Annotated in this window: 12 protein-coding genes; 6 read left to right on the top strand and 6 right to left on the bottom strand. The window is 66.7% G+C overall.

Annotated elements, in window-relative coordinates; translation table 11 throughout:
- Positions 1-38: 38 nt before the first annotated feature.
- The 5 genes from O3305_RS02785 to O3305_RS02765 all read right to left on the bottom strand — a co-directional run bounded on the left by O3305_RS02785 (position 39) and on the right by O3305_RS02765 (position 4,153).
- Entirely contained in the window at positions 39-962 is a 924-nt protein-coding gene (locus O3305_RS02785) for an AraC family transcriptional regulator (protein WP_269575051.1), read from the bottom strand.
- Positions 963-1,079: 117 nt separating this feature from the next.
- A complete protein-coding gene (locus O3305_RS02780; RefSeq protein ID WP_269575050.1) occupies positions 1,080-1,667 on the bottom strand; it encodes a flavodoxin in 588 nt (195 codons plus the stop codon).
- Entirely contained in the window at positions 1,664-1,876 is a 213-nt protein-coding gene (locus O3305_RS02775) for a hypothetical protein (protein WP_269575049.1), read from the bottom strand. Before O3305_RS02775 ends, O3305_RS02780 begins: the two co-directional genes overlap by 4 nt.
- The gene (locus O3305_RS02770; protein ID WP_269575048.1) at positions 1,873-2,889 is read right to left on the bottom strand and encodes an aldo/keto reductase; all 1,017 of its coding nucleotides are present in this window, start codon (positions 2,887-2,889) and stop codon (positions 1,873-1,875) included. Before O3305_RS02770 ends, O3305_RS02775 begins: the two co-directional genes overlap by 4 nt.
- Positions 2,890-2,917: 28 nt before the next feature.
- Positions 2,918-4,153 carry a multidrug effflux MFS transporter gene (locus O3305_RS02765; RefSeq protein ID WP_269575047.1) on the bottom strand — a complete coding sequence of 412 codons (1,236 nt, stop codon included), beginning with the start codon at positions 4,151-4,153 and terminating at the stop codon, positions 2,918-2,920.
- 145 nt (positions 4,154-4,298) lie between these two features.
- On the opposite strand from O3305_RS02765, the gene O3305_RS02760 reads away from it, so the two are divergent.
- From O3305_RS02760 to O3305_RS02735, 6 genes are all read left to right on the top strand, one after another.
- A complete protein-coding gene (locus O3305_RS02760; RefSeq protein ID WP_269575046.1) occupies positions 4,299-5,195 on the top strand; it encodes a LysR family transcriptional regulator in 897 nt (298 codons plus the stop codon).
- Between the two features lie 510 nt (positions 5,196-5,705).
- Entirely contained in the window at positions 5,706-6,464 is a 759-nt protein-coding gene (locus O3305_RS02755) for a hypothetical protein (protein WP_269575045.1), read from the top strand.
- A 14-nt stretch (positions 6,465-6,478) separates the two neighbouring features.
- Positions 6,479-6,949 (top strand): hypothetical protein, encoded by a 471-nt coding sequence (locus O3305_RS02750; RefSeq protein ID WP_269575044.1) that lies wholly within the window; start codon positions 6,479-6,481, stop codon positions 6,947-6,949.
- A 68-nt stretch (positions 6,950-7,017) separates the two neighbouring features.
- Positions 7,018-8,088, top strand: coding sequence for a DUF11 domain-containing protein (locus tag O3305_RS02745; RefSeq protein WP_269575043.1), 1,071 nt, complete (start codon positions 7,018-7,020; stop codon positions 8,086-8,088).
- Positions 8,089-8,156: 68 nt separating this feature from the next.
- Positions 8,157-13,154 carry a hypothetical protein gene (locus tag O3305_RS02740; protein ID WP_269575042.1) on the top strand — a complete coding sequence of 1,666 codons (4,998 nt, stop codon included), beginning with the start codon at positions 8,157-8,159 and terminating at the stop codon, positions 13,152-13,154.
- Positions 13,154-13,660 (top strand): hypothetical protein, encoded by a 507-nt coding sequence (locus O3305_RS02735; RefSeq protein ID WP_269575041.1) that lies wholly within the window; start codon positions 13,154-13,156, stop codon positions 13,658-13,660. The genes O3305_RS02740 and O3305_RS02735 overlap by 1 nt, the downstream gene beginning before the upstream one ends.
- Positions 13,661-13,673: 13 nt before the next feature.
- Here O3305_RS02735 and O3305_RS02730 read toward each other — a convergent pair whose 3' ends face one another.
- Positions 13,674-24,575 (bottom strand): autotransporter outer membrane beta-barrel domain-containing protein, encoded by a 10,902-nt coding sequence (locus O3305_RS02730; RefSeq protein WP_269575040.1) that lies wholly within the window; start codon positions 24,573-24,575, stop codon positions 13,674-13,676.
- Positions 24,576-24,675 lie beyond the last annotated feature (100 nt).

The following is a 24,675-nucleotide window of genomic DNA, read 5'->3' as shown; positions in this document are numbered from 1 at the left end:
TTCGCCGGGGAACTGAAAGAGCCGAATGCCGGTACGTGCTAGTGCGCGTTCCTGCGCAGCGTATCGGAGGGGCGCTCGCCGAAGCGCAGGCGATAGGCCTGGGCGAAGCGGCCGAGCTCCCAGAAGCCGTAATGCATCGCGACGCTGGTGATCAGCGTGCTCGACGGGTCCGACGCCATCAGAGTCTCGCGCACCCGGTCGAGCCGGCGGTTGCGGGCATAGTGCATCGCGCTCTCGCCCAGGAACTCCTGGCAGGCGAGGTTGAGCGTGCGCTGCGGCACGCCCACAGCCGCGCAGATCGCGCCGAGCGAGAGCATCTCCTCCGGCCGCTCCTCCACCACGCGCTCGAACCGCGTGACGATGTCGCGGTGGCGGCCAAGCGCGGCGCGGTCGGCCCTTACCCGGCCATGGGCAAGGCAGGCGAGCAGGCTGTCGAGGATGGTGCCGGACAGCGCCTTTGCCGGCTGGGGCGCATCGACGATCCACGGCGTGTCGCGGATCACTTCCGCCATGTCTCGCATCAGGTCGGTGAGCCGAGTCAGCGCGGCCTCCGGGGCGTGGAACATCCGGTCGTCGTCGAGCGGCACACCGTGATCGGTGCCGATCAGGTCGGGCGCATGGCCGGCGAGCCGGTCGAACGGCATGGCGACAATGCCGAAGGCCCAGGGCATGCCGTCGGGCGAGCCGGTGACGGTCCGCTCGTCCGGGCGGAAATGGAAGATGCGCCGGCCGAACAGCTTCCGGCCCGAAACCTGGCGGACGATGCCCGGCTCGGTGGCGAACATGAAGGTGTGGACATTCGGGATGGCCGCGGTCTGCGGGATGCCGCGCGCGAACTTGCCGATGCCGATGTTGAGCCCGTCGAAAACCGCGCGGGCCAGCATCGCGTGGAAGTTCGGCCCGGAGCCGCCCAGCGGATTGGGACTGCTCCCCGAGTTGATCCCGCCGATTGCCGATGCCATCGCGTCAGGATCGGAGAAGGTACCGAAATAGCTTCGGGAAGCAGTTTCGGTTCGAGGGGCGAGCGACATCGTTACGGGGGTAGCCCTGTCCGGCGGTCTTGCCAACCGGATGTGGTTTTATCCTTTCGACTGGCCAAGCCAGCTTCTGACCTGGTTGAGGGTTCGCCGTTCCTGATCCGCCTCCATCACAAAAGGCGTCTCGATCCGGGCAGCTGGCGCATGGCTCGCAAGTACCGACGCAGCGTTGCCGATGCCGTAGCCGCCATGGGTGATGAACGGCCGGATTGCGCGCCCACGCAGATCATGCATCTTCAGGAACGATCGGATCGGTGGGGGCACGGTTTCACCCCAGATGGGAAAGCCGAGATACAACTCCCGGCAATCCGCCAGATTTTCGATCTTCGCCGCCAGCACGGGCTCGAAGCCGCTATCCCGCTCCCTTGTCGCCTGCGCGACGTGCTGCTCATAATCCTGGGGATACGGGCGGGCCGGTCGGATCTCGAACAGTCCGCAGCCAAGCTCCCGGTGAAGCGTCTCGGCAATGACGCGCGTGTTGCCCGAGCGTGTGAGATAGGCGACGAGCATCTTGGAACCGGTCATCGCCGCGCCCCCGTCCTTCGCACAGGCGCCCGTGCTGGTAAACGCGAGGACCGCCGGCGCGGCAAGCATCGCGCGACGGGAGAAGGCATCGCCCTTCCCCGTCACGGTCGCATCGGGGCTTCCACCCCAGAAAACGCCTGCACCGCCAGTGGCAGGCGATCGCCCTTGACCGTGATCGCCGTCACCGCCCCGGAAGCGTCCGGGGCGCCGGCGATCTGCGCCGACGCAATAGTCCCCGGCGCAATCAGCGGGGCCATAGCCAGCGCGCCTCCGGCCAGCAAGGCGCGGCGGCCGATCTTCGGTTGCCCGGTCATTCCGCCACCTCCTGCCTTGCAGGTGCCTCGCGGCCGGCCATTGCCATTTGCGCAGGTGCATAGCGCTCGCCGGCGGGCTCGATCCGGGATGCTGCCTCACTGATGTCGCGCAGTTCATCGTCGCCCAACACCACTTCGGCCGCAATATTCTCCTCCAGCCGATGGAGCTTCGTCGTGCCCGGGATCGGGACGACGTACGGGCGCTGCGCCAGCAACCAGGCGAGGGCAATCTGGGCAGGCGTAGCGCTCTTCTCGCAGGCGACGCGCCGCAGCAGATCCACGAATGCCTCGTTCTTCGCCAGCGCGTCCGGCTGGAAGCGCGGCGTCGTTGCGCGGAAATCGCCCTGCGGCAGCGTCTGGTTCGACATGGCGCCGGTCAGGAATCCCTTGCCGAGCGGGCTGTACGGCACGAAACCGATGCCGAGCTCGTCGCAGGCCGCGAGAATGCCGTTGGTCTCCGGCGCACGCCACCACAACGAATATTCGTTCTGGACTGCCGTCACCGGCTGCACCGCATGGGCGCGGCGCAGCGTCTGCGCGCCGGGCTCGGAAAGCCCGAAGTGCTTGACCTTGCCCTCGGCGATCAGATCGCGAACGACGCCCGCGACATCCTCGATCGGCACATTGGGATCGACGCGGTGCTGATAGAGCAGATCGATGGTCTCGATCCCGAGCCGCTGTAGCGAACGGTCCACGATGCCACGGATGGCTTCGGGACGGCTGGAGACGCCGCGGTTCTCGGCTGTTTCCGGATCGATGTCGAAGCCGAACTTGGTGGCGATCACCACCTGATCCCGCACCGGCCGAAGGGCCTCGCCGACCATCACCTCATTGGTGAAGGGACCATAGACTTCTGCCGTGTCGAAGAAGGTGACGCCGCGATCCACGGCCTGGCGGATCAGGGTGACGCCCTCATCCTTGCTCACCCGGGTGGCGTAGCCGAAGTCCAGGCCCATGCAGCCAAATCCGAGTGCCGAGACCTGAAGGCCCTGACCAAGCGTACGTGTCTTCATCGAAATTCTCCGGTTTGTCGGTTTGAAATCAGTTGCGGGCCGTGCACGGCAGCAGCCAGGTGCAAAGCAGGCAGGCCGCCCCGGTGAGCGCCATCACCAGGCCCAGCGGACCCGGCGTTCCATCCGCCAGCAGGCTCACCAGCGCCGAACCCAAGATGCCACCGCCATATTGGAACGCGCCGATAAGCGCGGAGGCGGCTCCGGCCCGCTCGGGAAAGGCATCCAGCGCGCCTGCGATGGAATTGGCCACGATCAGTCCGTTCATGCCGCTGAACAGGATCAGCGGGACGGCCAGGCCGGCGAGCCCACCGAAGCCGGTATAGCCCGCTACCGCCGACGCCAGCCCGGCAATTGCCGCGATCATTGCCCCGGAACGGATGAGACGGTTCATGCCGAGGCGTGGCACCAGCCTGGCATTGAGCATGTTCATCAGCATGATCGCCAGGATCGCCAGGCCGAACAGAAAGCCATAAAGCTGTGGCGAGACGTGGTGGACGCGGATGTATGCGTCGGGCGAACCGGCGATATAGGCGAAGGCACCGGCATAGAAGAAACCGCCCACGCCTGCCGCCGCGAGGATCCGCCGGTCGCCCAGCAGAGCGACATAGCGCGAAAGGGCGTGGCGGACGGCACTGGCGTCCCGCCGTTCGGATGCGAGCGTTTCGGGAACGGTGAACAGCGCCGCCATCGTGATCGCCCCAATGCCGACGAGCAGCCAGAAAATCAGATGCCAGGATCCGATCGACAGCAGCTGGCCACCGATCAACGGCCCGACCAGCGGCGCCACCGCCATGATCGTGATCAGGGTGGAGAGCATCTGCGCCGCCCGGTTGCCGGCGAACAAGTCGCGCACCATCGCGCGGGAAAGAACGACGCCGGCGGAAGCGCCGGTTGCCTGCACCAGCCGCCATGCGATCACTTCCGGCACGCTGGCGGAAAGTGCGCAGCCGGCCGAACCGATCATGAAGAGCGCGATGCCGATCGCGACGGGTATCCGGCGTCCGATCTGGTCGCTAACCGCGCCCCAGAAGAGCTGGCCAAGGCTGAAGCCGACCAGATAGGCGGACACCGTCAGCTCCAGCGCGCCCGGGCCGCTGTGCAGGTCGATCGCCATCGCGGGCATTGCAGGCAGATACAGGTCCGTGGAAATCGAACCGAACGCCATCAGCGTCGCCAGCACCGCCAGTATCCGCAGAGGGTTGCGAGCTGCACTTGCCGCCTCCGACGGGAGACTGATCGACGGGGAGGTGACTTGCATCGTCATGTCGCGGTCCTTCACGAGCAGGACGGTGGGCCACTGCCGCAGCGTTCCTGATCACCGCCCATTTACGCCTTTGGACCCTTGCCGATTAGACAGGCAATGCAACTTGAGCCTATGAATGTCAGTCATGAAACTTTGAGGAACCGGCATGAAACGCGAGGACATGGCGGACCTCACGATGTTCCTGGCAGTCGCCGAGGAAGCGAGCTTCACGGCCGCCGCGAAGAAGCTGGGCATCTCGCAATCCGCGCTCAGCCATACCGTCCGCCGACTTGAAACCCGGCTTGGCCTCAGGCTGCTGACCCGGACCACCCGCAGCGTTGCCCCCACCGAAGCGGGCGAACGCCTCCTCGACACGCTCCGACCGGCCCTGGAGGAAATCGACCAGCGGCTGGCCTCGCTGACCCGGCTGCGTGAACGGCCGGCCGGCACGGTCCGCATCACGACGTCCGAACATGCCGCCGAAACGATCCTCTGGCCCGCGATCGACCGGTTTGCCCTCGCGTATCCGGACATCAACATCGAGCTGAACGTGGAGTCCGGCCTGACCGACATCGTCGCCGGCCGCTTCGATGCCGGCGTCCGCCTCGGCGAAGCGCTCGCCAAGGACATGATCGCGGTCCGCATTGGTCCACAGGTCAGGATGATCGCAGTCGGTGCGCCCGGCTATTTCACCGAGCATGGCATGCCGGCAACACCCCAGGATCTCGCCCAGCATCGCTGCATCAATCTGCGCATGACCAGTGCGGGTGGCATCTATGCCTGGGAGTTCGAGAAGGATGGACGCGAACTGCGCATGAAGGTGGACGGCCAGCTGGTGCTCAACCGGGTTTCGCTGATCCTCAAGGCTGCGGCGGCGGGGCACGGTATCGCGTTCGTCATGGAAGACCGGGCGAATGAAGAACTGCGCTCAGGATCGCTCGTGCGAATACTTGAAGATTGGTGCCCGCCTTTCGACGGCTATTACCTTTACTATCCAAGCCGCCGGCTGGTGTCGCCGGCATTCAGGCTGTTCATCGAAGCTCTTCGCTACCGGCAGCCCTGAGCCCCGCTAGCAAACCCGGCGCCTTCGACCGTGAAGCAGAGGCCGTCGGCAAGCACGAGACAAGAGGGCTCGGCACCCGCTAGCGGTCTCGGCGAACCACCGTCCAATCATGAACCCGCTCAGGATGCTGGACGGGCGTGCAGATCCTCACGACCCGACGCATATCGCAAATAGCGAGAAACCCGAAGATAATTTACAGACAATATTTCGGTTATTACGCAATTTCTACATCAAATTACGTAATTTCTACGTCAACATACTTACTCGCAAGATCACGGCTAGGGATTAACCACGGTATACACTTACAGTTTAAATTAATTCGTCGAGCGCAATTTACCCCTGCGATTTCAGGGGGAAAATTGCTTGCAGGTTACTCGTGTCAGACATGAAAGGGAGCGCAGGGCAGTATTACTGTCTGCGGCAGCCCTTTCTTGTATCTGTACGACGCCCGCCTTCGCGCAGACGCGCGCGGGAACCTGGATCACCAATACCGCGCGCCTTGACTATTCCATGGACGGCGCGCCCGAGCAGGTCAGCTCCAACCTCTCGACGCTGCAAGTCGCAGAATTCATCGGCAGCCGGATCGTCGCGCGCCCGCTGCGCATGGCGGTGGTGCCAGGCCAACTCACACCCCTTCCCTTTACCCTGACCAATATTGGCAACAGCCGCCAGGCCTTCTGCCTCAGCGCCGACTATCCCGACGGCACGGTCGAGGGCTTCGCGATCGATGGCGACAGCGACGGGCTCTACGATCCCGCGCATGACAGGATGCTGCCTGACGGCTGCACCGAAGAACTCGAGCCCGGCCAATCGGTCGACTTCCTCGCGTTCTTCCGCAGCAGGCTGGGCACGGTCCATACGCTGACCCTGATCGCCCATCCCAAGGGCAGCAGCGGCGGGACCATCGGCACAGGCCCCGCCTCCACCGTCGTAACCATCGAGCCGGTGGTGGACGGCGGCGATCCGACGCTCACCAAGAGCCAGTCGGTGCTCGATCCCTGGGGGGGGACCATTCCCGCGCATGGCGCGGTGGTGACCTATACGCTTGTCGCCACTTTCCCCGGCCTCACCGCCAATGCCGCGGTCATCGATCCGATCCCGGCCGGGACGCGCTACCTCCCCGGCACCCTCATGCTCGACGGCACCGCGCTCAGCGACGCCAGCGACGGCGATGCCGGCGGCTTCGACGGCACCGGGATCCGGGTCGCGCTCGGCGATGTGCCAGCGGCCACCACACACAGCATCCAGTTCAAGGTCACCATCCAATGACGAGGAGTTTCACCATGCGCCATGCCTTGTTGCTCGGCAGTCTGTTGCTGACGACTGCCGCCGTCGCCGCGCCCACCGGGCCGGTGAACATCACCACGACCGTACTCGCCGAAACGCGTGCCGATGCCGCCAACGGCATCACCCAGGTCAAGCTGGTGCCGGCCAGGCGCGTCGTGCCCGGCGACCATGTCGTCTACCAGATCAAGGTCACCAACAGCGGCGCAAAGCCCGCCAGCGGCGTGGTGATCGCCAATCCGGTGCCGGCCGGCATGCAATATGCCGGGCCCGCCGCCAATTCCCCCGCGCCCGAAGTGTCGGTCGATGGGAAGAGCTTCGGCCAGCTCGCTTCGCTTCGCATCGCCACCGCCGATGGCCGGGCTCGCCCCGCCACCGCGGCCGATGTGCGCGTGGTGCGCTGGCGGTTGGCCCAGCCGGTGCCCGCCGGCGGTGCGCAGCAAGTCGCATTCCGCGCACTTCTTAAGTGATATTAGTATTTTATCGTCAGTAATTGGGGTATTTTCTCATGAGCATCCATCCTTTGCGGGGGGCATTGTTGGGGGGCAGCGCACTCGCGGCAACGACCCTGGCAGCGCCTGCCTTCGCCCAGTCGCAGACCGCGTCTGGCACCACCGTCAACAACCAGGCCAGCGTCAGCTATGACGTCGGCGGATCGACCCAGTCGGTCTCGTCGAACGTCGCCAGCTTCGTGGTCGACAAGAAAGTGAATCTGGCGGTCGCCGAAGTCGGCGGCGCAGTGACGCAAACGGCGATCGGCGCCACCGCCCAGGTCACGACCTTCACCGTCACCAACCTGACCAACGCGACCCAGGACTTCCGCCTGGATCCGGACCAGCAGAGCGTATCGATCCCGCTGCTCGGCAGCGACAATTTCAATGTCACCAACATGCACGCCTATGTCGATAGCAACGGCAACGGCACCTACGACGCCGGTATCGACACCGCGACCTATATCGACGAGCTCGCGCCGGATGCCTCGGTCACTGTGTTCATCGTCGCCGACATACCGAACACCCCGGGGATCGATACCGCAATCGTCTCGCTCAACGTCGTGGCAGCGACCGGCGGCACGGGCGGCGCGCTCGGCGCTGACCTGATCGCCAGCTCGACGCTCTTGCCGGATTCCGCCGGCACCGTCGAAATCGTCTTCGCCGACGGCTCGGGCGCGCTCGACCTCGCCCGCAACGGCCAGGCCCGCGCGTTCGACGCCTATCACATCTCCACCGCGGTGGTGACGCTGGGCAAGACCTCGCGCGTGATCAGCGATCCGATCAACTTCCTGGTCAACCCGCATGCCATCCCCGGCGCGACGATCGAATATTGCATGACGATCAACAATGCGGGCCCGGGCACGGCGACCAATCTCACTGTGACCGACAATGTGCCGGCGAACACCACCTTCGTGCCGGGCTCGATCCAGGTCGGCACCTCGGCCGGCGGTGGCGGCTGCATCCTGATCGGCACCACCGAGGACGACAACAATACCGGCGCCGACGAGACCGACCTCTATGGCGGTTCGTTCGACGGCACCACGGTGCGGGGCACGATCCCGTCGGTAGCGCCGCTCGGCGCTTACGCCGTCGCGTTCCGAGTCACGATCAACTGATCCGCATAAGTGATTGAAAACCCATGCCGGTGTGCAGCTTTGCGCTGCGCACCGGATCGGGAAGATCAATGAACCCACCGTCTCGTCTCTCGCGCCTGTTCACCGGCGCCCTCGCGCTCGCAGCGCTTGGCTCCGCATTCCTGGGGAATGCGGAGGCGCAGACGATTCGCAATACCGCCACGCTTCAATTTGCCGACGGCTCCGGCACGCGCGCGATCGCATCGAATGAAGTGACGCTGGATCGCCTCAAGAAGCCGACCGTGCTGGGCTTCCGCCAGCTCCCTGCCGGCTATCAGTTCGTCGGCATGAAGTGCGAGACGAGCCCCAGCCTTCAGTTCACGCCCGCCGAAGTGACCGTCGCGCAGCTTGCCGCCGCGCCGCAGCTCCAATCGCATGACGTGCAAAACGCGATGATCGTGACGCTCGAGGCCGAGGCCGAGAATCGCGACCCCGAGACGCGCGAAATCGCCTGGATCACGGCCACGATCGGCACCGCCTCGGTGCGCCTGCCGCTGATGGAAACCGGCGTGGATACCGGCATCTTCGCCGGCGCGGTGCCTGCATCCGGCACTCGTCCCGACCTGGCCGCCTGCAACATCCGCCTGACCGGCATCGGTAAGCTATATGTCAATTTCGACGGCGACGACCTCAGCTTTCCCTCCGACGCCTCGCTGCTGATCGATCCCGAAGGCTATGTGTTCGATTCGCAGACCGGCGCGGTGATCGACGGCGCGACGGTCACGCTGATCGACAACGCCACCGGCAAGCCGGCCGCGATGGTCTATGGCGATGACGGCATCAGTGCCTATCCGAACACCGTGGTCACCGGCACGACCGTCACCGACGCGGGTGGCGGCGTCTACGCCTTCACGCCGGGCAATTTCCGCTTCCCACTGGCGCCCGCGGGCAGCTACCGGCTGCAGGTCACCCCGCCCGCCGGCTACACCGCGCCTTCGGCCCGCACGCCGGCCGAGCTGGCCGATTTCACCGGCCCGCCGGGCAAGTACCGGATCACCGACGCCTCCTATGGCGGCGATTTCCTGCTGGCGGACCCGGAACCCGTGCACATCGACGTGCCGCTCGATCCGCCCGCCCGGGCCGCCGCGACCGCAAAGCTGGTACTGACCAAGACCGCTTCGGTGAACGACGCCAGCGCAGGGGACTTCGTCGCCTATGCGCTCGAGCTCAAGAATGTCGGCGGCGCCACTGCGCAGGCGCCGGTGGTGACGGACGTGCTCCCGCGTGGCCTGCGCTATCGCCCGGGCACGGTCAAGGGCGCCCCTGAACCACAAATATCCAGTGATGGCAGCACGTTGCGATTTACTCTCGCAAGCATTTCTTCAAATAGTGCCCGAACTATATCCTATCTCACCTCAGTTGGGCCCGATACGCCGCAGGGCGTGGCGGTGAACCGCGCCTCGGCAACCGACGGTGCGGCCGCCAGTCCGGAGGCCAGTGCCGCCGTCCGCATCCACGCAGCCCTGTTCACCGACGCCATGACGCTGATCGGACGTATCACCGAGGGAGATTGCCGGAACCCCGACCGGAACCGCAAGGGCGTGGCCGGCGTGCGCGTGCTGCTGGAGGATGGAACCCTCACACTCAGTGATAAGAATGGCCTTTATCACTTTGAAAGTGTCCGCCCGGGCACGCATGTCGTCCAGCTCGACACCGGTGCGCTGCCGTCTGGCTATGCTCCGGTCACCTGCGACCGCGACACGCGCAGTGCCGGCAGCCACGGCACCTCGCGCTTCGTCGAGGGCATGGGCGGCAGCCTGCAGCGCGCCGACTTCCAACTGCGCCGGATCGCCCTGCCCGCCGATGCCGGCCAGGCCGCACAGCCCGCCGTGCTGGATGACGCCACCGCTGCCGGCAGCGGCATCGACTGGCTTGCCGCCGCGCAACCGGGCGCACCTGCCTGGCTGTTCCCCGACGCGAGCCACAATCCGCGCTCGCCGGCACTGCGTATCGTGATCCAGCATGCGCCGGGCCAGGCAGTTGCGCTGACGCTCAATGGCCAGCGGACCGATCCGCTGGCCATTGACGGCAGTGATGAAGATGTCGCGCGCGGCGTCGCCGTCTCGCGCTGGACCGGCCTGCCCCTGATCGAAGGCGACAATCATCTTCAGGCGCGCGTGCTCGATGCCCAGGGCAATCTGGTCGCAACGCTCGAGCGCACCGTCCACTATGCCAACACGCCGGCGCAGCTGACCTATGTCGCCGAACGTTCGCAACTCGCCGCGGATGGCCTTCGCCAGCCCCAGATCGCCGTTCGGGTCACCGATCGCGACGGCAAGCCCGTGCGCGCCGGGGCGATCGTCGCTTTCCGCATCGATCAGCCCTATGCCGCCGCCCAGGCCGATGCCGCCGAACAGACCCGCCAGCTGGCCGGGCTCGACCGGGCCGAGGCGACCGCCCGCGTCACCGGCGACGAAGGCATCGCCCTGCTCGCACTTGCTCCCACTACCCAGGCCGGCACCGCACGCATCGCGGTCACGCTGCAGGGCGCGGACGGCGAGAAGCACGTCACCGAGATCCGCCCCTGGCTCTCCGCGCCGGCACGCGACTGGATGATCGTCGGCTTCGGCAAGGGCACGATCGGCTATCAGACGCTGAGCAAACACAGCAATCCGACGGTCCGCACCCATGACGTCGTCACCGATGGCCAGCTCGCGCTCTATGCCAAGGGCCGGATCAAGGGCAGCTGGCTGCTCACCCTCGCCTATGACAGCGATCGCCGTTTCGATCGCGATCGCGGGCTGCTCGGCAAGATCGATCCGGATCGCTACTACACGGTCTATGGCGACGGCACCGCCCAGGGCTATGACGCCGCCACGCGCGGCAAGCTCTATCTCCGCCTCGAGCACAAGGCGTTCTACGCGCTGTTCGGCGATTTCGAGACCGGCTTCACCGACACCCGCCTCGCCCGCTACAGCCGCACGCTGAACGGCGCCAAGGCCGAGTACGCCAGGGACGGCGCGCACGTCGCCGTGTTCGCCGCCAATATCGACGAGCGCTACGCCCGGGACGAGATCCAGGGCAATGGCCTGTCGGGCCCGTATCGCCTGTCGCAGCAGGATATCGTGCCCAACAGCGACAAGCTGCGGCTCGAGACGCGCAACCGCTATCGCCCCGACCAGGTGCTGGAGAGCATCACGCTGACCCGCCATATCGATTATGACATCGACCCCATCGCCGGCACGATCCGCTTCCGCGAGCCGGTGCTGAGCCGAGACGGCGCGCTCAACCCCGTGTTCATCGTGGTCGATTACGAAACCTATGGCCCGGGCAAGAAGCGCGTCGGCGGAGCGCGCGCATCGGTCACCGCCGCCAACGGCAAGGCCGAGTTCGGCGCCACCATCCTGCATGACGAGACGATCGGCAGCGCCACGGTTGCCGCAATCGATCTCAAGGTCCGCCCGCTCCAGGGCACCGAGATCCGCGCCGAGGCGGCGACCGGCGGCAAGGGCGGGCTCAAGGCCGGCCAGGCCTTCTCGGCGGAGATCGAGCATCACGGCAAGAGCGTCGATCTCCTCGCCTATATGCATCAGCAGGATGCCGGCTTCGGCCTCGGCCAGCAGAATTTCGGCGAAGCCGGCACCCGCAAGATCGGCACCGACGGCCGGCTGCGCATCGGCGAGCGGCTCAGCGCATCGCTCTCCGCCTGGGTGCAGGACGACCTGGTGACTGGTGCCGGCCGTGTCGCCGCCGATGGCCGTATCGAATATCGCCGCGACAATGGCACCGTCTTCGTCGGCGGCCAGTTCGCTTCGGATGTCGGCACGGACGGCAAGCGGCGCGTCTCGCAGCTGTTCACCGTGGGCGCGACCCAGAAACTGTTCGGCGGTGATGTCGAGCTTCAGGGCCAGGGCCAGGTCGCGCTGGGCGGCAAGGATGAGAGCACCGACTTCCCGGCCCGCCAGCAGATCGGCGCCACCTGGAAGATCACCAGGGATATCCGCCTTCTCGGTCTCTACGAGATCGCCAGGGGCGACACCTATACCGCGCACGCCGCACGGCTGGGCTTCGACGTGGCGCCCTGGGCTGGCGCCCGGCTGATGTCGAGCATCAACCAGCAGGCGATGGGCGAGAACGGCACGCGCACCTATGCCCAATATGGCCTCAGCCAGTCACTGCCGGTGAGCAAGCGCTGGACGATCGATGCCACGTTGGATGCCAGCGGCACGCTTTCGGGGCATGTCGATCCTGCTGCGACGATCAGCCCGTTCCAGCCACGCGCCACCGGCGGGGTGCTTGGCCAGGACAGTCGGGATGGCGATTTCGTCGCGGTGACGCTTGGTGCCACCTATCGCGGCAACCGCTGGTCGTGGACCGGCCGCGCCGAATATCGCAATTCGGACCTGAGCCGCCGCGTGGGGATCACCAGCAGCCTGCTGCGCACGCTCGGCGAAGGCAGCACGCTCGCTTCGAGCATCAACGCCTATCGCGTCACCGACAAGAACGGCGCCACCGTCTCCTACGCCACCGCCGACCTTGCCCTCGCCATCCGTCCGGCCGACAGCCGCTGGGCCGTGCTCGAGCGCTTCCAGCTGCGCCACGAACAGGCCGATGCCGGCGTCTCCTCGCGCAACGTGCTGGCGGTACCGACCTTCGCGATCGGCGACCAATCGACGCTCCGCACGGTCAACAACGTCGCGCTCAGCTACCGCACCGGACCTGAGGGTGCATCGCATGGTTTCGAAGCAAGTCTCTATTACGGTGCGAAACTCGTTCGCGGCCGCTATGCCGACGAGACGATCGACGGGTTCATCGACGTGGTCGGCATCGAGGTCCGCAAGGATCTGCGCCGCAATCTCGACATCGGCGTTTCCGCCAGCGTCCAGCACAGCTGGTCGAGCGGCAACGCCACCTTCTCCTATGGCCCGTCGCTCGGCTTCTCGCCGGGCGGCAACACCTGGATCAGCGCGGGCTACAATGCCTCGGGCTATCGCGACCGCGATTTCGAGGATTCGCGCTACACCCGCCAGGGCCCCTATCTCACCATGCGCGTCCGGCTCGACAAGTCCCTGTTCGAGCAGGCCGGCCAGTTATTCGGAGGCAAGTGATGCGGCGCCTTCTCTCCCTGCCCCTCATGCTCCTGATGCTCGTCGCCGCGGTGCCGCTGACGATCACCAAGACGTCGAGCGTGGTCTCGGACCCGACGGGGCAGCTCTTTCCCAAGTCGATCCCCGGCGCGCTGGTCGACTACACGATCACGATCACCAATCCGGCGGCCAATTCGCTGACGACGGTGAAGACGATCGACTTCAAGGACGCGGTGCCCGCCAAGACCAAGCTCTATGTGGCGGACCTGAACGGCAACAACAGTGGCCCGATGGTGTTCACGGGCAGCCTGGTCCCAGGCACCGGGCTCACCTATTCCTTTCTCGGACGCGGGAACATGTCCGACAGCCTGTCCTTCTCGTCGGACAATGGCGCGACCTGGACCTATATCCCCTCGCTCGACGCCGATGGCTGCGACGCGGCGGTCACCAATATCCGCGTCCAGCCGACCGGCAACCAGACGGCGGGCAGCAATTTCACCCTGCGTTTCCGCGTGATGATCAAGTGACCCGCCGCCCCGGTCAGAATGCCAGGCGAAGCCCGCCAACGCCCTTGAGGCTGTAGCTCTTGGCGAAGTCGTGGATCGCGGTGTTGGCGGAGAGCTCGCTGAACAAGGTGACGCGGCCCACCGCCACGCTGCCGCCCAGGCCGAGTTCGCTCCACAGCCGGTCGTTGCTGCGCGCGATCGGCGTGCCCGAGACCTCGGTCACGGTGCCGTCGAGCCACTCGTAGCTGAGGTTGACCACGCCATAGATGTGGCTGCGGTCGTCCTGGCGATCGAGCGAGATTCCCCAGCGCGTCTTCAGGCTGTCGCCGAGGCGCGACGAGATCGTTGCGCCGTTCGGATCGGTGAAGCGATCGAACCCGACGGTCGAATAGGCCATCTGGATCTGCGGCGTCACCGACAGGCTGCCCGACAGCGGCGAGCGCTTGCCGACTTCGACGCTGTAAGCCTGGCCGGTGCCGTTGTTGCTGTCGGCCAGCTTGCCGAGAATGGTCGATTTAAGCTTGCTATCGAACCAGGTGAACTGCGCCCGGCCATCAACATAGAATCCCTGCGGCCCGAACCAGCTAAGCGTCGCACCGACGCTGTAGCCCTGCGTCTTGATGCTGCCGTTGCCGAAAGGCGAAGCGATGTTCGCCCGCGCTTCGCCATAGCCACCGAGCAGGCCGACCACGAGGGTTGCGCCGTCGCTGCGGGTGCTGACGACCTGGTCCGCGCCAAACTCGACCGTCCAGCTGTCGACATTCACGTCGGAAAGGCTGGTCGACTGCACGGCATTGGGGCGCGAGCGGGCGCTTTCCATCCGGCCCCAGATACCCGAAATGCCATCGCTGCCTGCGCTCCAGCGGCGATTACCGACGCGCTCCTGCATCGTACCGATAGTGTTGAGCGTCGCCAGCGTCTGGCCATAGGCTTCGTAGACGGGAACGCCCGGCTGGTAGAGCGGCGTTGCCGGCGGGGCCACCGGGCTCAGCAGGCTCGAGCGAAGATACCAGTCACCATCGGTCGGCGTGGATACACCGTTCTTGTAGAGCCGGTAGCCATAGGCACCGGCGATCAGCGCCGGGGCACCCTCGAAGACATAGTCGCCGTCGAGCGTGAACACGCCGTTCGAGGCTCCCGCGACATCGACGATCTTGATGCCCTCAATAGTAGGTGCGCCCGTACCGCCCACATTGGTAACCTTGACCAATGTGGTGCCCGCAGTAGCGCCACCGACGACGAGCCGGTCAGCCCGCGCGCCGTCGCCGCCAAGCTCGGCTTCGATCTCAAGCGTACCATTGGCGCCGGTGTAGTTGCCGGTAAGGGTAAGCGTACCGACCCCGGAAAGGCCCGGCGCGATCGTACCCGCATTGGTGACCACGCCCACGGTGCCGGTGCCCTCAAGACGCCCGGCCGCATCGATATTGACGGTGCCGCCAAGGACGCCCGTCACCGCCAGCGTGCCCCCCGCTACCCGGGTGGTGCCTGCATAACCGGTGCTGGTGCCGCCCAGAACCAGCGTGCCAGCGCCGGCCTTGGTGAGATTGCCAGTGCCCGAGAGCAGGCCGCTCAGGGTGAAGCTCGTTCCGGTGGCTGTCGAAACGGTGCCAGCGCCCTGGAGGACGAGGTTGCGGGCGCTGGCGAGCGACGCGGTGGTGGCAAGGGTGCCGCCATCGAGAGTGACGCCACCCGCAGCCGCGCCCAGATTGGCATCGCTTGCGATCTGCACGGTTCCGCCGGTGACCAGCGTGCCACCGGTGTAGCTGTTGGTGCCGCCCAGGACGAGCGTGCCCGCATCGGTCTTGACCAACTGGCTCGCGCCGGTGAGCGCGGCATTGATCGTCGCGGTATAGCCCGCGCCCGCGGTGCTGCCGTCGCCGACGCGGATCACCGCCTGGGCACCGGTGAGCAGGATCGCACCGCCGGTAACGGTGTAGCCGCCCACCGTGAACTGCATGCCCGAAGCAGCGGCCTGACCAAGACCGTTGTCGACTGTGACGGTGCCGGCGGTACCGCCGAACACTGCGAAAGCGCCGTTGCTATAGGGTGCGTTGACCGCGCCCGAGGCATCGGCCCAGTTGTCGTTGCCGGTGCTGCCCTGCCAGGTGCCGGTGCCGCCATTGATCGCGCCATTGTTCTTGGGGCCGGCGGCGCCGTCCCAGAAGTTCAGCGTGAGGCCGGCGAAGTTGACCAGATTGACCTGGCCGGCGATCGAAGTCTGCACCGCAACGTTGCTGCCGGCCGGCAGCGCGCCGAGAGTCAGACCATTATCGGTGAGCGCGCCGCCATAGTTGAAGACGCGGTAGACCCCGGCGCTGAACAGGCCGCCGGTAGTCTGGCTTACGTTGATCGTGCCGTCGAGCACCAGGTTGCCGCCGACATTGACCAGATCGTTGAGGGCGCCGCCTGCGACGTTCGCCGAGCCGAACTCATAGCCAAGTGTCGCGCCCTGGGCGATCGACAGGTTGCCGCCGATCGTCAGAGTGCCCGCACCGCCGGCCCCGGGCGCCAGCGTGCCGTTCAAGGTCACGTTGCCGCCGAGCGTGCCGGTACCGCCGAGCGTTGCACCCGCGGCGATGCTGGTAGTGCCGTTCGCCGCGGCATAGTTGCCGTTCACCAGCAACGTACCCTGCACGACCTGAGCGCCACCGGTGAAGCTGCCGGTGCCGCCAAGCACCAGCGTACCCGCACCGGTCTTGCCGAGGCTGCCCGTGCCGCTGATCGCGCCGGTCAAGGCCAGCGTCGTACCCGTATCGGTGGAGAACACGCCCTGCCCGGCAAGGGCAACGGCGCGTGCGGAGCTGATATTGGCGGTGGTGTTGAGCGTGCCGCCATTGAAGCTGAGGCCGCCCGAAGCCGCGCCCAGATTGGCGTCGCTCGCGATCTGCAGCACGCCACCGTTGATCGCGGTGCCGCCGGTATAGGTATTGGTGCCGCCCAGGATGAGCCGGCCGATATCGGCCTTCACCAGCTGGGTGTTGCCGACGATCACCGACTGGATGTCGGCAATGAAACCATTGCCCGCTGCGCTGCCATCGCCGACACGGATCACCGATTGCGGGCCGGTGAGGGTCAGCGCGCCACCCTGGATGACATAGGTTCCGGTGGCCGCGAACTGCAGGCCCGCGGCAGTCACCGCGCCCTGGCTGTTGTCGACAGTCACCGTGCCGGCCGTGCCGGCGAAGATCGCGACCGCACCGTTGTCGAACGCCGAGTTCACCGCGCCACTGACATCGGTCCAGTTGTCGGTGCCAGTCGCCTGCCACACGCCGCTGCCGCCGGCGATCGCGCCATCGAACTTCGGGCCGGCAGCACCGTCCCAGAAGTCGAGCACCGCCGAGCCGGTGTTGACCAGGTTGACCTGGCCCGCGATCGCGGTCTGCACGCTGAGCTCGGCGCCCGCCGGCATCGTCCCGATGGCGAGGCCGTTATCAGTCAGCGTGCCACCATAGTTGGCGATCCGATAGAGACCGATGTCGAACGCGCCGCCCGCGCTCACCGCGACGTTGATCGTGCCATCAAGCACCAGGTTGCCGCCGACATTGACCAGGTCGTTGAGCGGGCTGCCAACCGCATTGGCCGCACCGAACTCATAGGCCAGGGCCGAACCAGCCGACAGGGTCAGCCCGCCATTGATGGTGAGCGTGCCCGGGCTGTTGCCCGGTGCGAGGGTGCCGCCGTCCGCGATCAGAACGTCGCCGCCGAGGATGCCCGAACCGCCCAACGTCGCGCCGCTGCCGATGCTGGTCAGGCCGGTTGCCGCCGACTGGTTGCCATTGACCAGCAGCGTACCGCCGGTGACGCTGGTGGTACCGGTATAGCTGTTCGCGCCCGACAAGGTGACGGTGCCTGTGCCGGATTTCACCAGGCCGCCGCTACCCGAGATCGTGCCGGCGAAGCTGGTGCTATTGGCGGTGCCGAAGCTCAGCACGTTGCCACCGAGCGCAATCGCGCCCGCACCCGACAGGTCGCCGACTACAGTGCCCGGGCCAGTGACGCCGCTGATGTCGAACGCCGCGCCGGTGCTCACCGCCACCGCGCCGCCCGCATAGAGCGCACCATTGCCGATCAGCGCAAGCGTGCCGCCATTGACTGTGGTGCCGCCGGAGTAGCTCTGCGCCGTATAGAAGCGCACCGCGCCGCTCGGCGCCTGGATCACCACGCTGCCGCCCGTGCCGCCGGCGATGCCGCCATCGGCGATGCTGCCGGACCAGTCGCTGAACGAGAGGGTGGCACCGAGCGTCAGTACCTTGGAGCCGAGCGCGATTGTCCCCGCCGCCCCGCTGTTCAGCTGGATAACCCGCGCGCCCGTATTCACCTGGGAGATGTCGAACACGGTGCCCGCGCCGACGATCAGGTTGCCCGCGCCGATCGTACCCGCGCCCGCCAAGGCCAGCGTGCCGGCCGCGATCAGGGTCCGGTTCGAATAGCTGTTCACGCCGGTGAGAGTCAGCGTGCCGGTGCCCAGCTTGTCGAGGAAGTTCCCCGTCATGTTGCCGGCGCCGTTGCCGATCACGCCGCCCAGCGTGACATCGAAGCCTTGGACGTCGATCCGGTTGGAAGTGCCGCTGCCGAGCGTAATCGCACGGTTCGAGGTGAAGGAGGCGCCGGCACGGAGCGTGCCGCCCTGTAGCGCCAGCAGGCCGGTCGTTGCGCCGAGATTCGCGTCGCTCGAGATCTGCAGGATGCTCGAACCCGTGATCGTGGTGCCGCCCGAATAGCTGTTCACACCGTTCAGGATCAGCGTGCCGCCGCCCGACTGAGTGAGCGTGCCGCTGCCCGAGATCGCGCCGTCCAGCGCCAGCGTGCCGGTGCGGTTCACCGCCAGCGCGGCGTTGTTCACGACGTCGCCGGTGATGCTGCCGCCATTGCCGATCTGGAGCGTGCCGCCCTCGATCCGGGTACCGCCCGCATAGCTGTTGGCACCCGTCAGCACGAGCGTACCCAGATCGGTCTTCACGAGCTGGCTTGTGCCAGTCAGAGCACTCGCGATCGTCGCGGTATAGCCCGCGCCCGCGGCAGTGCCGTCCCCAACGCGGATCACCGCCTGCGTCCCGGTGAGCGTCACTGCGTCGCCGGTGATCGCATAGCCGTTGGTGGCGAACTGCATGCCCGAGGCGGTCACCGCACCCTGGCTGTTGTCGACCGTTACCGTTCCCGCATTTGCGGTGAAGATGGCGATCGCGCCGTCCGAGAAACCGGCGTTGAGCGCGCCGCTCAGCTCCGTCCAGTTGTCGTTGCCAGCATGCGCCTGCCAGACGCCGTTACCACCGGCGATCGCGCCGTCGAACTTCGGACCGGCGGCGCCGTCCCAGAAGTTCAGCGTCAGCCCGCCGATATTGACCAGGTTCACCTGGCCCGCGACCGAAGTCTGGGCGAAGGTGTCCGCTCCCGCTGGCTGGGCGCCGATGACGAGCCCGTTGTTGGTGAGTGAGCCCGCATAGTTGAGGATGCGGTAGATACCGACGTCGAAGCTTCCGCCCGTCGAGGTCGCCACGTCGACCGTGCCATCGAGCACCAAATTGCCGCCGACATTGACCAGATCGTTGAGCGGTCCGCCCACGGCATAGGCCTGGCCCAGCTCGAAGGCGAGGTGCGCGCTCGAAGCCAGGTTGAGGTCGCCGCCGATCGTCAGCGTGCCGACGCCGTTCGAACCAGCCGCCAGCGTGCCGGCCAGGTCGACGCCGCCGCCAATGATGCCCGTGCCGCCCAGCCTGCCCGCCGCCGCCACAGTGGTGAGCCCGGTCGCCGCCGACTGGTCGCCGTTGATCAGCAACGTGCCGCCAGTGACGTTAGTGACGCCGCCATAGCTGTTGGCGCCGCTCAGGATCGTCGTACCGGCGGTCTGGTTGAGACTTCCGGTGCCGCTCAGCAGTGCGGCGAAGGTATAAGCCGGATCGGAGTGGTTGAAATTGATCCGCGAAGTCGTGCTGCCCAGGTTGAGCGACCCCGGACCAAACAGGCCCGCCGCGGCCGCCGCCGCACCCTCGGCGCCGCCGATGTTGAGCACGCCGGTGGCCCCGGCATTGTCGGCCAGGGTGAAGGCGCCGCCCACCGCGATGTTGCCGCCTTCGGCAAGGGTGAGCACGCCAGTGCCTGCACCTGTACCGACCGTAAGATCGCCGCTCGTCGTGAAGACGGAGGCCGGGCCCGAGACCAGCAGCGCGGCCGGTCGCGTGGTGGCCGATCCGATCACGGCAGAGGTGAAGCTCGCCGCGCCGCCGTCGAGCAACGAGAAGTCGCCATTGGTCATCGCCAGCGTGCCGGTGCTGGTCCAGTTTGAACCGGTGCCGGTGATCGTGAGCGTGGGAACGGTGACGTTGCCCACCGCCGCGCCTACCAGGTTGGCACCGGCGGAACGCAGCGCGCCGCCGCCACTGATCGTGACGTTCCCGATCGACGTCCCTGCGCTGCTGGCGACGGTCAGCGGGCCGAGCAGGTCGGCCAGCGAGCCGGCGCCGGTGATGTTGAGGTTCGCTGCGGCAGCGGGCGCCGGCGGCCCCGACCGGAGGGCAAGGCCGCCCAGCGTGGTCCGCAGTACGCCGCCATTTTCCACATTGATGGTCGATACGCCGTTGCCGCTGCCCGATACGTTGATGAACCCGGTCGTGAAAGTCGATCCGGTACCGGAGACGGTGAGCGTACCGCCATTGGTGACCCCCGTCTGGTTTGCAGCGGTCACGCTGTTGCCGTTGGCGATGCGAAGCTCACCCTGCTGGATCAGCGCGGAGCCGATCCAGGTGCTGTTGCTGGAGAGATTCAGTTGTCCGGCGCCAAGCTTGCTGAAATTGCCCGAACCGGTGATCGAACCGGCAAAAGTGGAGGCATCCGCGCGATTGAACTGGATATTGGCGTTGTTGACGATGCTACCCGCGATCGTGCCGCTGGTGCCGCCATTGCCGATGAGCAGTGAGCCGGTACCGGTGATCGTGGTGCCGCCGGTGTGCGCGACGTCCCCGGTCAGCGTCACGGTATTGTCGGTGCTGATCGTGAGCGCGCCGCCGCCGCCGACACTGCCGGTCAGCACCCAGTCCGATCCCGCGGTGGTGGTGACCGCCCCCGCCCCCGCCAGCACCACGCCGCGGTTCGACGTCATGTCGCCGGCGACCCGCAGCGTGCCGTTGCTGAAGCTCAGCCCGCCCGCCGCGTCGCCCAGACTGGCGTCGCTCGCCACCTGCAGCACGCCGCCATTGATCGCGGTGCCGCCCGTGTAGCTATTGACGCCGGTCAGCACGAGCGTGCCGAGATCCGTCTTCACCAGCTGGCCCGATCCGCCCAGCGCGCTGGCGATCGTCGCGGTGTAGCCCGCCCCCGCCGCGGTGCCGTCGCCCACCCGGACGATCGATTGCGGCGCGACCAGCCCGATCCCGTCGCCGGTGACCAGATAGCCGCTGCTGGCGAACTGCATGCCCGACGCGTTCACCGCGCCCAGGCCGGCATCGACCGTCACCGTGCCCGGCGCGGCCATGAAGATCGCAAAATTGCCGTCGGTATAGGCGCTGTTGGCCGCGCCGGTATCGAGCGTCCAGTTGTCGTTGCCGCCACCGGCCTGCCACACGCCGTTGCCGCCGGTGATCACGCTGTCGCCGCGCGCGCCGTTGCCGTCCCAGAAATTGAGCGCGGCACCGGCATAATTGACCAGGTTCACCTGCCCGGCGACCGAGGTCTGGGCGACGACGATGCCGCCTGCCGGCACCGTGCCGATATTCAGGCCATTGTCGGTGAGCGATCCGCCATAGCTGAGCACGCGGTAGACACCGACACCGAACTCGCCGCCCGGCGTGACGGTGACGTCGATCGTGCCGTCGAGCGTCAGGTTCCCGCCGACTTGCGTGAGATCGTTGAGCGGGCCGCCGACCACGTCGGAATGGCCGAACTCGTAATCGAGCAGCGAATTGTTCCCGAGGCTGAGATCCCCCGCAATGGTGAGCGTACCCGGGCTGTTGCCGGGGGCCAGGATGCCGTCGGTGACGACGACGTTGCCGCCGATCGTGCCGGCGCCGCCCAGCCGGCCGCCGTTCGACACATTAACCAGGCTGGCCGCATTGCCCAGCGTGCCATTGACGCGAAGCGTGCTGCCGTTGCCAGTGCTGTTCGAGACGTTCACGGTGCCGGCAAAACCGTTGCTGTTGCCGGTCAGGTTGGTGACGCCCTGAACCTGGTTGATCACCCCCGCGCCCGAGATCGCGGCGCTGAACAGATAATCGCTGTCGGTGTGATTGAAGCTGAGGCGCGAGGTGGCGCTGCCCAGGGTGACCGCCGGCGCGGTGAACGCACCCGCCGCGACACCGTTCTCGCCCTCGGCAGCGCCGATGCTGAGGATGCCGGTCGCGGTGCCGGCATCGGCCAGAACCAGCGATCCGGCGAGAGTCACCGAGGCGCCATTGCTGAGGACGAGCTCGCCGGTGCCCGCGCCGCTGCCGATCACCAGATCGCCGCTGGTGGTGGTGAAGCTGGAATTGGCGTCCGAGATGGTGAGCTTCGCCGGCAGCGTCGCCGTTCCGAAGGTGGCAGCGGAGAAGCTCGCCGCGCCGCCCTGGCTCAGCGTGAAGTCGCCATTGCTCATCACCAGCGAACTGGTGCTGATCCAGTTCGATCCGGCGCCCGTGATCGTGGCCGTCGGCACCCCGCGGGTGTTGCCCGTCGCGAAACCGATGGTGCTGGCGCCCGCGGTGCGGAGCGAGCCGCCCGCGCCAATCGTGAGCTTGCCGTTGGTGACGCTCGAGCCGGCGAGCACCAGCCCGCCCGCCACATCGGCCCGCGAGCCCGCCCCATCGACGAGGAGCTCGGCCGTGTTGGTCGAGGCGGCCGAGACCGTGGAGGCCCGCAGCGAGATGTCGCCGGTCGTGGTCGTGAGATGGCCACCATTGGTGACGCTGACCGTCATCGTCCGGTTTAGGTTCGCCGCGCCGGTGATCGCGGTGGTGCTGAAGGCCGAGCCCGCCCCGTCGACGCCGAGAATGGCCGGGACGACCGTGTTGACATTGATCGAGGTGGCGCCGCCGGAGGTGGTCGTTCCGCCCCCAGCGATGAGGAGCTGGCCTCCGGAAATGGTCGTCCCGCTGCCGTAATTGTTCTGGCCGGTGAGCGTGAGCGCCCCGGTGTTCGGCTTGGACAGGCCACCGGTGCCGGTGATCGAACCGGCATAGGTGAAGGCATCCGTCCGGTTGAACGCCAAGGTGCCATTGTCGATGATATCGCCCAGGACCGAACCGGTAGTGCCGCCATTGCCGATGTTCAGCGTGCCGGAAGCGATCGTCGTGACCCCGGTGTAGCTGTTGTCGCCCACCAGGGTGAGTACGCCCACACCCGATTTGACCAGCGCGCCGCCGCCCACCAACTGGCCTATGGTCAGATTGCTGCCGGCAGTAGTGACCTCGAAGCCGCCGCCGCTCGCGCCCCAGTTGAGCGTGCGCGCTATGCTGCCGCTTGCCCCGGTCCACTGGAGCGTACCGCCATCGATCGTTAGCGCGCCGGATACATCCCCGAGCGCGCCGTTCGAGCTTATCGACAGCTTGCCGCCGGTGATCGTCGTGCCGCCGCTATAGGTGTTGGTGTTTGCTACCAGCGTCGTCGTGCCCGATCCGCTCTGGACGATCGATCCGATACCGCTGATGAAGCTGCTCACCGTGTTGGCGGCGCTGCTGTTAAAGACGAGGATGCCGTTGTCGACCAGCTGGCGGAATGCCACGCTCGCGGCGCCTCCGTCGCCGACCTGCAGCGTGCCCTGGTTGATGGTCCAGTCCATCAGCATCGCGTTGGTGCCGGTCAGCGTCCAGGTGCTGGCGCCGTTCTTCTCGAATTTGTCGGAAGTGTCGAAGTTGCGATACTTGCCGGTGGGCGAGACCTGGGAGATGTCGAAGCTCGCATCGGTGGCGCCGCCGAAGCCCAGGACTTCGGTGCCGCTCACGCTGGCGGTCACGTTGCCCTCGATGTTCGAGGTTGCCCATAGCTCGAGGTAGAGGCGGGTGCCGCCATTGGTATCCATGCGGATGGCATCGGTACTGCCGGCGCCCGCCCGGATCGTGCCCGTGTTGATGATCTTGACCGACCAGGCCTGGTTGAAGCTCTGGATCGCAGCGGCGCCGTTGCCACCTTCGATCGTGCCGGCATTGGTGAGCGTCAGCAGCGAGGAGCCGATGCCGCGGATCGCCGCGCCGCCGGTGAAGGCGGGATCGCTGTTCGATCCGCCGCGGATCGTCCCGTTGTTGATGATGAAGGAGGTCTGGCCGATGTTGCGCGAATAGATGGCGAACCCATCGCTGCCGCTCTGCCCGTTCGAACCCTGGATCAGGCTGTTGTTGATCAGCGTGCCGCCAGTGTTGATCGATACGGCCACGCCCGAATTGTCGCCCGTCAGGCTGTGCGCATAGGAGATCGAGTCGCCGGCCGCGATCGTGCCGTTGTTCACGAAGGTCCCGGTGCCGTTCAGGCTGAGGGCGATGCCCGGATCCTGGCCCGCATTGCTGACCGAGTTGCCGCGGATCGTGGCGCTGCTGGTGACGATGCCCGTGCCGGTCAGCGACAAGGCGCCCGAGGTCGCGCCGGCATTGCCGGAGAAATTGCCTGCCAGGACCAGGGTATTGGAGCCCGAGGGCCCAGCGATGAGCATGCCCGGACCGGTATTGGGGCCGGTCAGCACGAAGCCCTGGGTGTCGATCGTGACCAGCTTGTTCGGCAGGGTGAAGGTGGCGGTCGATACGCTGAAGCTGGCACCCAGCACGATCCGGGGATTGGGGTCCGCATTGCCGGCGATGACGGTCAGCGCCGCCTGCAGCTCGGCTTCGCTGGTCACGACATAATCGTCTGCCCAGGCCGCCGAGGGCAGGAACAGCGCCAGGGCAAGCGCCGCGCCGCCCGCACCCGCCAGCAATTTCCGGCGGCGAAACGGAGAAACATTCGTGGCCTTGCGGATCGATCCAGCGGTCGTGAACATCGTTACTCTCCTGACGCTACGCAGACGTGCAAACGCGCCCTCCACGGCAAGCCGGGAAGACTGGGACGATCGTGGGATCGCCCATCACGCAATTCGTTCG

The sequence above is a fragment of the Sphingomonas sp. NIBR02145 genome (assembly GCF_027359115.1).
Taxonomy (GTDB): domain Bacteria; phylum Pseudomonadota; class Alphaproteobacteria; order Sphingomonadales; family Sphingomonadaceae; genus Sphingomonas; species Sphingomonas kyeonggiensis_A.
This window is presented reverse-complemented; position numbering and strand designations above follow the sequence as displayed.